This is a genomic window from Mesorhizobium sp. M0052, from assembly GCF_040323255.1.
GTDB lineage: Bacteria > Pseudomonadota > Alphaproteobacteria > Rhizobiales > Rhizobiaceae > Mesorhizobium.
This window is the reverse complement of record NZ_JAMYUS010000024.1, coordinates 65,714-80,198: the sequence shown is the minus strand read 5'-3', so window position 1 is coordinate 80,198 and position 14,485 is coordinate 65,714. Positions and strand designations below refer to the sequence as shown.

Genomic DNA, 14,485 nt, shown 5'->3' with positions numbered 1-14,485 from the left:
CAAAGTCCCTCGGGAAGACGACCGGCCAAAGCCGACCGTCACGCTTAGCGGGTGAGGTCATACGAATAGTCCGTCACGCCCGTCTCGCTTGTCTCGCGATCGAGCTTGTCGAAGATCTTGTCGAGGATCGTCGTCAGTAGGCGCAACCCGCCTTGGTAGCCCATCAGCGCAAACCGATGGTGATGGTGGCGATCGAAGATCGGAAACGTCAGCCGGATCAGCGGCGTGCCCGTGTCGCGCTCCAGATACTTGCCATAGGAGTTGCCGATCAGCAGGTCCACCGGCTCGGTGAAGAGCAGCGAGCGCATCGCCCAGAGGTCCTTGCCCGCCCAGACTTGAGCATCCTTGCCGAAGGGCGATGATGCAAGCAGTTCCTTCAACTCCGCTTCCCATGCCGACGTGCCGTTGGTGGCGAGGCAATGGGTCGGCTCGCCGCCCGTCTCCATGATGAAGCGGGCCATGGCGTAGACAAAGTCCGGATCGCCGTAGATGGCGTATTTCTTACCGTGCAGCCAGGATTGGCTGTCGGCCATGGCGTCAACAAGTCGGCCGCGCTCCAGGCGGATTGCCTTGGGGATTTGCTTGCCGGAAATCGCGGAGACCTCCATCAGGAACTCGTCGGTCGCCTGAACTCCGAGCGGGTAATGGAACGAGGCCGTCGCCTGCCCCACCCCCTCGCAATACTCCAGTGTTTTTCGGGTGTTGTAATGCTGTAGCGACAGCGTCGCCTCGGCGTTGAGTGCCTTCCTCACGTCTGCGATCTTCGTGCCGCCGTCGTACATGCGGTATTCGCCGTCGGACGGCGTGTCGAACTGGTCAGAGGCGTCTTGGATGAAAGTATAGGACACGCCTATCAGATCGAGCAGGCGCTTGAGTTCCCGGTTGTTGCCAACACAGAAGCCGTCGAAACCCGGAATGACGTTGATGGTCCCCTCGGCTTCCGTTCGCTCCTCGCCTTTCCAGAAATGCTCCAAAATGCCCTTGACCGCAACGTCATAGCCGTCGACATGGCTGCCGACAAAGGCCGGCGTGTGGGCGAAGGGCACGTCGAAGTCGCGCGGGACCGAGCCTTCGTCCTTGGCGTTCTCGATGAAGCTGTGCAGGTCGTCGCCAATGACCTCCGCCATACAAGTGGTCGAGACGGCGATCATCTTCGGGTCGTAGAGTTGGTACGTGTTGGCGAGCCCGTCGACCATGTTCTTCAGGCCACCGAACACTGCCGCGTCCTCGGTCATCGAGGAGGAAACTGCCGAAGCAGGCTCCTTGAAATGGCGCGACAGGTGCGAGCGGTAATAGGCGACGCAGCCCTGGCTGCCGTGGACGAAGGACATGGTTCGCTCGAAGCCTGCGGCCGCGAACACCGCGCCGAGCGGCTGGCAGGCCTTGGCGGGGTTCACGACAAGCGCTTCGCGAGCAAGGTTCTTTTCGCGGTATTCCCACGTCTTGGTGAATTCGCCTTGGTCGGTAACGATCTGGTCCGGGTGAGGACATTCGAAATTCAGCCTCTTCTCGGCGAGCATCTGCCTGTATTCCGGCTCGCGGAACAGGGGCGCGTGGTCGAGAACTTTTTCAGCCGACTGCGGCATGGGTGGTTACCTCTTTTCCACCTGGCCCGCCATACGGCGGCACAGGGACGTCGAAACGTTTTCAGGTCTCCCGCGGACAAAGGCCACAGGGGTTCAACGGCCTCCCGGCTTCCGGGAGGCCAAGCTTCTCATTCGGCTGCGATCGCCGCCGACGGCTCGGCTTTTTTCTTCCAGGGGGCGTCGTAGAGGTTCCAGACCGGGTTGTTGATGGCCAGATCCATGTCGCGGGCGAAGATGGCGAAGCCGTCGTAGCCGTGATACGGGCCGGAATAATCCCAGGAATGCATTTGACGGAACGGTATGCCCATCTTCTGGACCGGGTACTTTTCTTTGATGCCGGAGCCCACGAGATCAGGACGGATCCCTTCGATGAACTTCTCCAGCTCGTAACCAGTCACGTCGTCATAGATCAGTGTGCCCTTCTTCACGTAGTGGCCGGTGCGCTGATAGTCGTCGTTATGGCCAAATTCGTAGCCAGTGCCGACGATCACCATGCCCAGGTCCTCATATGCCGTGACGACGTGACGGGGGCGCAGCCCGCCCACATAGAGCATCACCGTCCTGCCTTCGAGGCGCGGCCGGTACTTGGCTATGACCGCCTCGACCAGCGGCCGGTATTTGGCTATGACCGCCTCGGCCTTGGCCTCGATTTCCGGCCCGAAGTGCTTGGCTATCTTGCGCAGAGAGGCTTCGGTCTGGGAGGGGCCGAAGAAATTGTACTCCATCCAGGCGATGCCATACTTTTCCTCCATGTGCCGGCAGATGTAGTTCATCGACCTGTAGCAATGGATGAGATTGAGTTTCGCCTTTGGCGCTCGCTCTATTTCGGCCAGCGTAGCGTCGCCCGACCAGTTGCCGACCACGCGCAGACCCATCTCTTCGAGCAGGATGCGCGAAGCCCAGGCGTCGCCGCCGATATTGTAGTCGCCGACCACATTGACATCGTACGGGCCGGCCTCGAACTCGAGGTCCTTCTTCTCGAACACCCAGTCGCGGATCGCGTCGTTGGCGATGTGGTGGCCAAGGGATTGCGAGACGCCGCGGAAGCCCTCGCAGCGCACCGGCACGATTGTCTTTCCGTGCTCCTTGGCCTTGTTGCGGGACACAGCTTCGGTGTCGTCGCCAATCAGCCCGATCGGGCATTCGGATTGCACAGTCATGCCCTTGTTCAGCGGAAACAGTTCCTCGATCTCGTCGATGATCCGTTCCAGCTTCTTGTCGCCGCCGAAAACAATGTCCTTCTCCTGGAAATCGGAGGTGAACTGCATGGTGACGAACGTGTCGATGCCGGTCGTGCCGACGTAGTAGTTTCGGCGTTGAGACCAGGAATATTGCCCGCAGCCGACCGGGCCGTGCGAGATATGGACCATATCCTTGACCGGACCCCACACCACGCCTTTCGAGCCGGCATAGGCGCAGCCGCGAATCGTCATCACGCCGGGGATGGACTTGATGTTCGATTTGACCTCGCATTCGGAAAGGACCTCGCTTTCCTCGCCAGCCTCGTCGCCGCTCTTTGCCACGCTGAGGTGCTTTCTGCGCCGCTTCGCCGATTTGTCAGGATATTGCGACAGCACTTCCTCGATAAGCCTCGCATGGAGGCCACCGTCATTCTCGTATTCCAGGCTCATGGGACCCCCTTCAAGGTTCAGGGTGACGCCTCACCGACGAGGCGCCGTTCTTTGAAAGACGCACCAGGTCAGGCGGCGCCTCATGTCGGCAGTGGTCGCTACTGTGCGGCCGCCTTAGCCGCTTCCTTGACCTGAAGCTCGGCGAGCATCTGCTCGTCCGTTTTCATGATGCCGAAGTCGAGCAGCATGTCCTCGAGCTCCTCCATGGTGATCGGGGTCGGGATGGTGCCCTGGCCCGAATTCCCATGGATCTTCTCGGCCAGCGCCCTGTATTCGCCGGCCTGCTTGGAGTCCGGCGCATACTGGATCACAGACATCTTCCTGAGCTCGGCGTGCTGGACGATGTTGTCGCGCGGCACGAAGTGGATAAGTTTGGAATTGAGCCTGGAAGCAAGCGCCTCGGCGAGGTCGAGTTCGCGGTCAGTTTGGCGCTCGTTGCAGATCAGGCCTCCGAGCCGCACGCCGCCCGAATGGGCGTATTTCAGGATGCCCTTGGCGATGTTGTTGGCGGCATAGAGCGCCATCATCTCGCCGGACATGACGATATAGATTTCCTGCGCCTTGTTCTCGCGGATCGGCATCGCGAAACCGCCACACACCACGTCCCCGAGCACGTCGTAGGAGACATAGTCGACGTCGTCGTAGGCGCCGTTCTCCTCGAGGAAGTTGATCGAGGTGATCACGCCGCGGCCGGCGCAGCCGACACCCGGCTCGGGTCCGCCCGACTCCACGCATTTGATGCCTTTGTAGCCGACCTTGAGCACGTCCGCGAGTTCCAGGTCTTCCACCGAACCTTCCTCTGCTGCGAGATGCAGGACCGTATCCTGCGCCTTCGCGTTCAGGATCAGGCGGGTGGAGTCGGCTTTGGGGTCGCAGCCGACGATGAGGATTCTCTGCCCGAGGTCGACAAGGGCGGCGAGCGTATTTTGGGACGTGGTGGACTTGCCGATGCCGCCCTTGCCGTAAAAGGCGATCTGACGCAAACCTGACATGTAGCTTTCCTTCCTTCGTTCCATTCATCGCGGCTGCCGCGACATGAATGCCGGTCGGGCAGCTGTAGCCGCCTCGCACCTAAGGATCTCAAGACTCGTGCCAACTTGGCTGATCCAACCGAAGAATAGTTTCATGGTTGCTTTTCAGGGATTTAGCTTGAGGCCAAAGAAAGGATCGTCGGAACAAGCCGTGTAGCGGACCCGACAATGGCGACACAAAGCGTCGGATCGCGATCCTCAGCCACCGCATTCGTTCGAACCGCATCGTTGTGTTGAGGTGGGGGAACAGCATCTCGACCCTCTAGCGTTAATTGCGGGATGCGAACTCTTCTGTTTCGGCGAGCTGACGTGCTTGGTCTGGCGTGTCCTCATCGACACTGCGCGGAATCTTGCGCGCCACGCTGGCATACCATCGGATCCACGGCCATCTATCCGGGGCCACGGCGGATAATTCGGCCATATCACCAACCCAAGTGGACTCGGCTCACTTGTCGGCGCAGGAGTTCAGTATCGGCGTCATCGCCTTCACATGTTGGTCGATCCGCTCGAGCACTTTCGCTGCGACAACGTTGCGCTCAGGCAGATTCCACCAGTGCTCGTTGACGAGTTCGACGGTCTCGACCACGGCCTTCAGGACTGCCGGCTCCGGAAGCCTTGCACGGTTCGCAAATGCTTTCCATCGCGGTGCTGCTAGCGCCTTGAACGAGCGCTCCCCTCCAAGCGAAAGCGCCATGGCGTCGGCGGGAATATATGGCACGGTGGACAGGACGTCGTAGATTGGTGCGAGCGCCGGCTTGTCGCCGTTTCCGGGATAGATCAACGACCAGTTCTTCAGGTGCATGTCGCCATTGCCGGTGATGACGGTCAGTGCCAGGCGGCGGACGAATTCGAGAGCCGCCGTAGGGGAGACGGCCACGCCAAGGGCCGAGGCTATGTCGTGATAAGCGGCGCCCTCATATTTGCGCGAGGGATAGACGCCGAAGACCTGAGCGAAATCCTCGATGTGAATCCTCTCGCCCTCAGCGCCGCGATCGAAGCGTTTGACGAGAAGGACCTTGCCCTCTGACAGCGTGTTGAATTCTTCGGGAAAATCCTCAAAATCGGACTTCTCGACAAGTTCGCGTTCAGGAACCTCCATGCCGATTGCTGCTGCCAGCGCCAGGTTGGCGAATTCGTTCTCGGAAACGCCCGGAAACGCCGTCGAAGGGAACTTGGCGATGTACCGGCCCTGCTCGTCGTCCATCGGCAAGGTAAGGCCGCCGCCTTTTCCAGTGTTCTTCATGACCGACAGCTTCATCTGCACGCCGGCAAGTGAGAACCGTGCCTTGGGGTTATCCTTTGAAGCATCCTGCGAAACCGCTATCGCGCCGTCACTGGGCAACGCCCGTACGGCTCCCGGCGCGGCTGCGAAAGAAGGCGGCCAGAACCTTCGATTCCCTCTGCGAGGCGCTCGGCGATATCTGCCACCTGTTCGAGCCGGCCGAATGCCGAAACTTCTTCAAGGCTGCCGGATATGAGGCCAATTAATCGCGACGCGCTTTAGGCGCCCGCCGCCACGTGCGGGCGACCCCGGCCTCAACCGGCGGGCAGATGCGCCGAGGGCAACAAGCGCGCCTGACGCAACGCCGCCAGATCAGCCGAGCCGGTGCAGAAGCAGGCGACGGCCAACTGGCGAATGACGATCTCGAAATGCGCGACAACCGCCTCGGTGGATACCGTAGCCGCGCGCAGCACGCCGGCTGCCTGGCCGGCGATGTCCGCGCCCAGGCGGATGGCCTTGGCCACGTCGACGCCGTCGCGGATCCCGCCCGACGCGATCAGCTTCACCGCTGGCAGCGCCTGACGTACCGCTTGCACACTGGCCGGGGTCGCAATCCCCCAATCGGCGAACGCCATCGCCACTGCGCGGTCGGCGGCATCGGGGGCGCGCTCGCCCTCTACCGCGGCCCAACTGGTGCCGCCGGCGCCGGCGACATCGATCACCGCCACGCCCGCCTCGACGAGCGCACAGGCCACCGAGGCGGACAGGCCCGACCCGACTTCCTTGGCCACGATCGGCACGCCCACGCTGCGTGCGGCGCGAGCGATCTGCGCCAGGACGCCGCCCCAGTCGCGGTCGCCCTCCGGCTGTACCGCTTCCTGCAGCGGATTGAGATGGACGATGAGCCCATCGGCCTCCAGTGCATCCACCGCCCGGCGCGCGAGGTCCAGGCCCTCGGCCTCGCGCAGTTGCGCGGCGCCGATGTTGGCCAGCAAGGGAACGTCTGGGGCCAGGCGGCGCAGCGCGCGCGTCAGCCCCTGGGAGTTGCGGGATTGCAGGCTCACGCGCTGCGAACCGACGCACATGGCGATCCCCAAGGCTTGCGCTGCCTCGCTCAGGTGGCGGTTGATGGCCTCGGCGCGTGGCATGCCGCCGGTCATGGAGCTGATCAGCAGAGGCGCGCGCATGGTCTTGCCCAGCAGCGAGGCGCTGAGGTCGATCTGCGTCAGGTCCAACTCGGGCAATGCGCAGTGTTCGAAACGAATGCACTCCCAGCCGGCGGCCTTGGCCCACGCCGTTCGCCGATCCAGCACGATGTCCAGGTGGTCGTCCTTGCGCCGGCTCAGCTTGGTGTCGCTGATGCTCGCCCCATCCGCCGCATCGGGCGACGGCGTTGCGTCGGATCGGACCGACGGCAGCGCGCGCACGCCGCCGTTCGCGCGTTCAGGCCGGCGCACGCTCGCCTCCCCCCGCAGCGTCGCTGCGGTAGCGGCTGGTTGAGGTCTGGTAGTACTGCGCGCGGATGGCCGCCATGGCTTCCATCAACGGTCCCCACGGCGGTGGAAAGGGTTCTTGCGCCATCACCCGGTGCAGCATGCGCGTATGGCCGGCCAGCTCGTCGTTGAGGAACTCCACCACAGGCATAGCCGGATAGCGCTGCAGCAGCAGGATCGCCGCGTTAGCTCCCTCGCCGGCCGACTTATCCTTTTCGCGTCCATGCAGATCGTTCTGCAAGCGCCCTATCGCGGAGATGAGCCGCAGGACCTGGCGAAACGCCGGATGCGCGCGCAAGGTCGCCATGTCCAGCCCCCACAGCAAGGACAGGCAACAGAACACGTTCGTGTAGGCGATCGAATCCACGCCGTTCTGCAAGTACTCGGCGTAGGACCAGCGCTCTGCCCCTGCCGCCTGCGCATGTCCGGCACGCAGCGCCGCGCAGTAGCACCGGGTATGGTAGAGAAGCTGAGCATAGTCGCGACGATCGTAGGCGAGCGCGGCGAGCGAAGCGCGCAGCACAGCACAGCCCTCGAATCCGGGGAGCGCGCACGGCACGCCTTGCCCGAGCGCCTGCTCCACCGCGGCGAGCTGCTCCGGCGCGATCAGGCCAAGGTCGTTGCAATCGTCGAGCCAGAACAGCAGCGCCAGTTCGCGATAGAAGGCAACGATCAGCGTTTCGTCCAGCGGATCGCGGCCGGTGCGGGCGCTGGTGTCGCGCAGGCTCGGATGGATGCGCTGCAAGATGTACTGGCCGCCCCGGACTGCTTCCACGCCATGCTCGTCGGCGAACCCGGTCAGGGAACGCCCCCACTCCAGCACCTGCTGCAGCGCGCGATCGGTCGGGATCATGGCCCCCCTCCTGCTCCCTCGGCCGAGACGCGCCGCCCCCAACGAAGCGCCAGCCACAACCCGGCGAGTTCGGCCACGCGCACCACCCGGGTGGGGCAATACAGTTCCTTGCCGATCCACAGCGGCGTCTGGGGCAATACATGCGCCGCGTGGCGGGCGAGCATCCACTTCAGCGCACGCGCCACCGCCTGCGCGATGCGCCGGCGCCCTGCCGGCTCTTCGCTCCCGTCCATCACGTGCAACGCGAACAGCGCATAGGCGGTTTCCTCGAATGTGGACGCGCGACCGGCGCCCCAGCCGCCGTCGTCGCGCTGCGCCTGCAGCAGCGCTGCCAGCGCGCGCTCGTCGCGCCACTGGGGCTTGCCTTGCGCCAGCGCAGCGACCGCATGCGCGGTGGGATACAGCCACGAAACGTGCCATTTTTCGTTGTCCCATAGACCGTGCGGGTTGCGATTGGCCTCGACGTAGGCGCTGGTGCCGGCGGCGGGCTTTCCCAACATTCGCAACGCATGCAGGGCATGGATGTTCGTCGACACCGAGGCATTGCGCTCGCCCGGGAAGGTGACGAAGAGCTCGCCGGTTTCGAACTGGCGCAACGCGTCGGCCGCCGGGTCGCGCCCTGCAAGGCGAAGGACGCACAACGCAACGGCGGTGTCGTCCGCATCGGCCGCGAAGTGCAAGGCAGGGCCCAGACCGCGGACTCCGAGGCGGGCGTCGAGTTGCGCGATGATCACTTGCACCGCCTCGGCGAGCGCGGGATGCGCGAACAGACCGGCCAGATGCAGGGTGTACAGCGACCAGCATGGCTCGAACACATTGATTGGCCAGACGTTGGGAACGACACCTTCGATGCCGGTGCGCGTCGCCCGCGATGCCGCCTGCAGATACCCGTCGGTGCGCCAGACTTGCGCCGTTCTTCCCTGTGTCACGGCGTGCGCACGCCACGCGGCGGTGGCCGCTGGACTGATGCCGATGCTGCCGTCGTCGTCCGGGCATGCGGTGGCCGGCGACGTCCCCCAGGCTTCCCAGGAGTGCAGCAACGGATGGCCGCTCGGCAACGTCGCCACAGCCCCCAACTTGACCAGGCGTGCTTGCCGCAACGGCAACAGCGCCGGGTGGCGCGAAAACGCCAAGCCGCCCAGCAAGGATGCGGCCTCGTCGCACAACTGCGGCAGGATCAGCTCCGCGCCGATGGGCGCGTCTTCCAGCACCGCATGCGCGTAGGGATCGGGCTGGCGCTCGATGAACCGGGTTGCAGCGTGGACTGCGTCGGCAGCGCCAGGAAGAGGATCGGCACGCTGCAATGCCAGCAACGCCGCCCACGTGGGCGCATGGCGAAACAGCGGGAAGTCCGCACTTCCCCATCCGCCATCGGCCTGTTGCTGCGCGATGAGCCACGCGTATGCGTCCTGCCGACCGGTGACGTTGCCGTGGAACTGCAGAGCTCGCGCCGTGTCGTAGACGGACGGACCGACACTGCCGCCGTCGCTCATATCGCTCAGCAGGTGGCGCATTTCGGAAAGGATCTGTTCGGACAAGTTCACGCGGGATGTTCCTTCTGCAGAAGGCTAACGAGAACAGAAACGGGCAGACGCCGCGCACGTCGCCGCCGACACGGACACAGTGCAGCATGCAGCGCCCGCCGGCCGATCGCAGCAGCACAGGGGCGAGTCCTTACGGATGCGCGCGCTCATGCGTATGGCGCGGACAGATAGACGTTGGCCCGCTGCAGCATCTGCGCCAACCCTTCCGCACGCGGCCCCAGAGGGGCGATGGCCTCCCCGGCGTCGTGCAACAAGTACAGGGCGAACTGGCGCGCAGCCTGCAGCCCCATGATCGACGCGCAGGTCGGCTTCTGCGCCGCCGCGTCCTTACCGGGGGTCTTGCCAAGAGTCGCGGTATCCGCCGTCGCGTCGAGAATGTCGTCGGCCACCTGCAACGCCAGGCCGAAACAGGCGGTGTAGCGATCGAGCGCAGCATACAGCGCAGCGTGCGCGGCATCCTCCGCGATGGAGTATAGCGCGCCCATGCGAACCGACGCGCGCACTAGCGCTCCGGTTTTCATCCCATGCATCGCCAGGATCCTGTCCAGCCCGGCGTGCTTTCCGACCAACGACAGATCGATGGCCTGCCCGCCTGCGGCACCCTCGGCGGACACCGCCTGCGCCAGTTCGCGCACGAGCGCGATACGGTTGTCGCCCGGCGCATCCAGGCTCGCCAGGGTGAGGAAGGCGTGGGCCTGCAGCGCATCGCCGACCAGGATCGCAGTGGCTTCGCCGAACTTTACGTGCACGGTCGGAAGCCCGCGGCGAAGCACGTCGTCATCCATCGCGGGCAGGTCGTCGTGGACCAGGGTACAGGCGTGCATCATCTCGATGGCGGCGCCGACGTCGTCGAGCATGTGCGCCGGCGTGCCCGCCAGTGCGCCGGCAGCCAGACAGAGCAAGGCGCGGGTGCGCTTCCCGCCATGCAAGGTGGCGTAGCGCATGGCTGCCATCAGCTCTGTCTTACCGTCGTCTTCGGCGCAGAGCAGACGCCCCAGAGCCTGTTCGACCCGCTTTGCGCCGTCCTGCATCCAGATCTCCGGGAGCAGCCCGCCAGAGGCGCCGCGCGCCTGCGCGCCCAATCCCCCGAATGCGGAAACGCCAATTCGGTCGCGTGGAGTGGAACCGGTCTGCATGCTGTTGATGTCCTTGTAGCTGAGACGGCCACGGCGAGCGCAAGTCGTCACGGTGTTGCCGGCGTCACACGAGCGCGTGCGCTGAGTGCAGCAATGCCGCACCCCGCCGGGCCGCTGCCTTGCCACACAAGGCATGCGATGCCGCTCATGAGAAGCCTATTCGAATTTTCATTGACGGATGTGCGGTCGGGTAATAGCGCCGGCCTTTTGCGACGTCGCTCAGCAACTGCGGCCGCACCCCGGCCTTGTGCATGGTCAGCGCCAAGGCGATGCAGAACTGCACCATTTCCAGCCATACCAGGTGGTAGCCGATGCAGACGTGTGGGCCGGTACCGAACTGCAGCATGTCCACGGGCCGGATCGGCTCTGTGCGTAGCAGCCACCGCGCCAGGCGGAACTGATCAGGCGCCTCGTGCAGCAGCGCCGAGGTCGAGAAATGCAGCAGCGGGATGCATAGATGGGTGCCCGCGGGAATGCGCCGTTGGCCGAGTTGCAATTCCTGCAGCGCGCGACGCGGCAGGAGCGTGGTCGCCGGATGCAGGCGCAGTGTCTCGCGGAACAGCGCCTCGGCGACCGGACACTGCGCCAGGTCCGCGTGCCGGGTTGGCACCGCGCCCACGCGTTGCGCCTCCTTAACCAGGGCGTCCCACAGCACAGGCTGCCGCGCCAGCTCGATCACAATCCAGGCCATCGTCGAGGCAGTGGTGTCGTGACCGGCAAGCAGCAGCAAGCGAATATTTGCGACCAGGACGTCATCGGAGAGCGGACCGTCGCTGCTGTCAAAAGCGCTCACCATGTCGTTGATGAACCCGGTGCGCGCGGCATGCGCGCGCGCGTCGCGGACGAACCGGCGCAACTGCGCGTCGATCCAGTCGCGGGCGGCGCGGCCGCGCCGCAAAGGCAGTCCGGGCAGGTCGACCGGTGGCGCGACGATCAACTGCAGCAATTGCCGGTACTTGCGATGCCATCCCGGCAGGTCCTGCGCGGGGATTCCCATGAGGCTGAAGATGAGCTTCAGCATCAGGTCGCCGGTTTCGCGCAGGATGGTTACCTCGCCGCGGGCGCGCCACGCCTGCACCCGCGCCTGGATGACGGGCGCGAACAGGTCGCCGATCCCGGCCTGGGTCAACCCCTTGGGCAAGAACGCTGCCTTGATGGCATCGCGCGCCTGCCGGTGCGCGCCGCCGTCCAGGGCAACCAGCGTTCCGCCAAGCAATTCGGGCGCGATCTCTTCGATCAGCGCCGAGGACACGTCCTTGTGCCTGAGCAGTGAGAATGCGTCCGGATCCACACAGGTCATCAGATGTCCGGCAGGGCCGAAATCCAGCCAGAAGTGGCTGCCCAGCGTCCGTTCTGCGCGCTCCAGCAGGCGCGGCAGGTCGCAGACAATGGCGGGAAGATGCCCGACCAGGGGGAAAGCGCCAGGCATGACCGGGATGTCGCATCGCAGCCGGTGCCGACGGTTGAGTGGGTTGAGCAGCATGTCCATCAGCAGCGCGCCGCCGCCGCCGATTCGGTGTCGCCGGCAGGGCGCGCGGCGCAGCTGTTGCCACCGTCGGCGAATGTCGGCACATGCGCCAGCATGCCGCCATCGATGCACACGACCTGGCCGGTGATGAACGCAGCGTCGTCGGAGAGCAGGAACGCCACCAACGCGGCAACGTCCTCGGGGCGGCCGACGCGCGGCAGGAGCTGGTGCCGGCGCAGATGGCGTTGCATGCACTCGTCCAGCTTGGCGAGGAGACGCTCGGTCATGATAAGACCCGGGGCAACCGCGTTGCAGCGGATCTGCGAGTGACCGTACTGGGTAGCGAGCGAGGCCGACAGCATGTTCATCGCCGCCTTCGACGCGGCGTAGGACGTCTGCGCGGTATCACCGCTGAGCCCCTGGCACGACGACATGTTGACGATCGCGCCACCGCCGCGGGCGATCATCCGTGGGATGGCCTGCCGGCAGCAGAGCAGCGTGCCGCGCAGATTGGTCGCCATGGTCTGGTCCCATACTGCCAGGTCCAAGTCTAGGATGGCGCGGTCGCGCGGGGTCAGATGCATGGCGCTCGCATTGTTCACCAGCAGGTCGACTCCCCCGAAGTGCCGCTCCGCCGTCTCGAACAGCGCTGCCACCGCCTGCTCATCAGCGATATCCATGGCTATGGGCAGCGCGTGGCCTGCTTCGGCCGCGATCTGCGCGGTGCAGGCGATGGCCGCCGGGCCATCAATGTCGGCCACCACCACTCTGCCGCCTCCGCGCGCGATGGCGAGAGCGCATGCCTTGCCGATGCCGGTGCCAGCGCCGGTCACCACGGCCACCTTGCCTTCAAACCTTCCCATCGTGTCTCCTGAATTGCATTGGTCTTTCGCGGCATGCCGCTGGGCCTGCGTCGGAGAAGGCGCCGGGTCGGCGCTGGCGCACTCGTCATGGCCAGCGTCGCTTTCGATGACCCGAATGGCGGCGACCGGGCACTGGTTCGCCGCAAGCCGCACGGCGGCGTGCAGCGCCTGCGGGACCGTCGCAACGCACACTTCGGCCACGCCGTCCGGTTCGCGCTGGCGAAAGGTGCCCGGCAGCGTCAGCACGCACTGCCCGGTCGTTCCGCACAGATCCTGATCGACCAGGACGCGCATCTCAGCCCTCCTGCCCATGCAGCCGTACCGGCAGCGCGCGGAACGTCCTAAGGAACGCGGAGGGCTCCCGGGTCGGCTGCTCGGCCAATGCCAGCGTGGGGAAGCGCGCCTGGATCCGCGGCAGGCTCTCGGCCAACTGCATCCGGGCCAGTTGCGCACCAAGGCAGAAGTGGATGCCGTGGCCGAAGGTCAGCATGATCTTCCCGTCGATCGACATGCCAGGACTGGTGCCGTAGAACCGCACGGCATCGAAGCGATCGGGATCGGCGAAGGCGTCCGGGTCGCGATTGCCGGCCGCGATCAGCACGCGCACGTCCGCGTTCTTCGGGATCACCACGCCGCCCAGTTCGATGTCGCGCTGGGCGATACGCGGAATGGAGCTAAACATCGCGGGCGCGTCATAGCGCAGGGCTTCTTCGACGAAAGCCTTCACCCCCACGGCATCTCCCTTCAGCCAGTGCCGCTGTTCGGGATACGCCAGCATCGCCAGGACCGCATGGCCGATGGCCGCGGCAGTGGTGGCGAAGCCGCCCAGCAGCATGCCCCAAAGCATGCTGATCAATTCCGCATCCGACAGCGTCTCGGCATCGTCGTCGTGTGCGCCGACCAGCATTGACACGATGTCGTGGCGGGAATCGGTGCGCTTGCGCTGTATGAGGTCGCCGAAGTAGGCCTGCACCCTGGCGCTGGCCTCGTCCCCCGCGGCGAGCTGCGGATCGCTGGCGTGCGGGCTCAGGCCTTCCAGAATGGCGCTGATGCCGGTGACGAGCGCGAGAATCTCGTCCGGTGGCATGCCGAACAGTTCGCCGAAAACCAGCATGGGCAAGGCCAGCGCGAATTCCCGATGCAGGTCCACCGCCTCCCCGCGCTCCAGCGCGGGCGCCATGCCGTCCAGGCGCGCTGCGACGATGCGAGCGATGGTCGGCCTCAGCTTGTCGATCTGGCCGATGGTGAAATCGCGCGAGATCAGCCGGCGCAGGCGCGTATGCGTTGGAGGTTCCTTCATCGCCAAAGTGGACGCCAGCAGACTTAGCGACAGGCTGGTCGCCGCACGCGGGAAATAGCGCGCCAGTTCGCCTGGTGCCGGCCCCCGAAAAGCATCGCCAGTGGCTTTAAGCGCCCAGTAGATGTCGGCGTGGCGGCTCAACAGAAAGAGGCCCGACGCCGCGCGATGTACCGGATCGTGCTCGCGCAACCACCGCATGAATGGGTACGGGTCCTGAATGCACGCTGGCGACGCCAGTTCGGCGAAGGCGTCCTGGCATGCTGCCGTGGTTTCTTGCACGTCCATCTTGGTCACCTGTTGGCTGGCTGATCTGATCGGCGCGCGGAAGGCGCGCCGGCAACTCGAGAACATCGGGATT

Annotated in this window: 10 protein-coding genes and 2 pseudogenes; all 12 read right to left on the bottom strand. The window is 65.0% G+C overall.

Annotated elements, in window-relative coordinates; translation table 11 throughout:
- Positions 1–44: 44 nt before the first annotated feature.
- Positions 45–1,586: a nitrogenase molybdenum-iron protein subunit beta gene (nifK, locus tag NKJ77_RS26700; protein ID WP_352535974.1), complete on the bottom strand. Its 1,542-nt coding sequence runs from the start codon at positions 1,584–1,586 to the stop codon at positions 45–47.
- 128 nt (positions 1,587–1,714) lie between these two features.
- Positions 1,715–3,217 carry a nitrogenase molybdenum-iron protein alpha chain gene (nifD, locus tag NKJ77_RS26695; protein ID WP_352535973.1) on the bottom strand — a complete coding sequence of 501 codons (1,503 nt, stop codon included), beginning with the start codon at positions 3,215–3,217 and terminating at the stop codon, positions 1,715–1,717.
- 98 nt (positions 3,218–3,315) lie between these two features.
- Positions 3,316–4,209 (bottom strand): nitrogenase iron protein, encoded by an 894-nt coding sequence (gene nifH, locus NKJ77_RS26690; protein WP_023706403.1) that lies wholly within the window; start codon positions 4,207–4,209, stop codon positions 3,316–3,318.
- Between the two features lie 484 nt (positions 4,210–4,693).
- Positions 4,694–5,608, bottom strand: a pseudogene (locus NKJ77_RS26685) (type II toxin-antitoxin system HipA family toxin); the annotation flags it as partial.
- 176 nt (positions 5,609–5,784) lie between these two features.
- Entirely contained in the window at positions 5,785–6,888 is a 1,104-nt protein-coding gene (gene fni / locus NKJ77_RS26675; protein WP_502902118.1) for a type 2 isopentenyl-diphosphate Delta-isomerase, read from the bottom strand.
- 25 nt (positions 6,889–6,913) lie between these two features.
- Entirely contained in the window at positions 6,914–7,816 is a 903-nt protein-coding gene (locus NKJ77_RS26670; protein ID WP_352535972.1) for a terpene synthase family protein, read from the bottom strand.
- On the bottom strand, positions 7,813–9,330 hold the full coding sequence (locus NKJ77_RS26665) for a hypothetical protein (RefSeq protein WP_502902117.1): 1,518 nt from the start codon (positions 9,328–9,330) through the stop codon (positions 7,813–7,815). Before NKJ77_RS26665 ends, NKJ77_RS26670 begins: the two co-directional genes overlap by 4 nt.
- A 176-nt stretch (positions 9,331–9,506) precedes the next feature.
- The gene (locus NKJ77_RS26660) at positions 9,507–10,496 is read right to left on the bottom strand and encodes a polyprenyl synthetase family protein (RefSeq protein WP_352446510.1); all 990 of its coding nucleotides are present in this window, start codon (positions 10,494–10,496) and stop codon (positions 9,507–9,509) included.
- A gap of 145 nt (positions 10,497–10,641) precedes the next feature.
- Complete coding sequence (locus NKJ77_RS26655) at positions 10,642–11,985, bottom strand: cytochrome P450 (protein WP_352535970.1); 1,344 nt, start codon at positions 11,983–11,985, stop codon at positions 10,642–10,644.
- Positions 11,985–12,827: an SDR family oxidoreductase gene (locus tag NKJ77_RS26650; protein ID WP_352535988.1), complete on the bottom strand. Its 843-nt coding sequence runs from the start codon at positions 12,825–12,827 to the stop codon at positions 11,985–11,987. Before NKJ77_RS26650 ends, NKJ77_RS26655 begins: the two co-directional genes overlap by 1 nt.
- A gap of 168 nt (positions 12,828–12,995) precedes the next feature.
- Positions 12,996–13,121: pseudogene (locus NKJ77_RS32430) on the bottom strand (ferredoxin); the annotation flags it as partial.
- 1 nt (position 13,122) lies between these two features.
- Positions 13,123–14,412 carry a cytochrome P450 gene (locus NKJ77_RS26640; protein ID WP_352535969.1) on the bottom strand — a complete coding sequence of 430 codons (1,290 nt, stop codon included), beginning with the start codon at positions 14,410–14,412 and terminating at the stop codon, positions 13,123–13,125.
- Positions 14,413–14,485 lie beyond the last annotated feature (73 nt).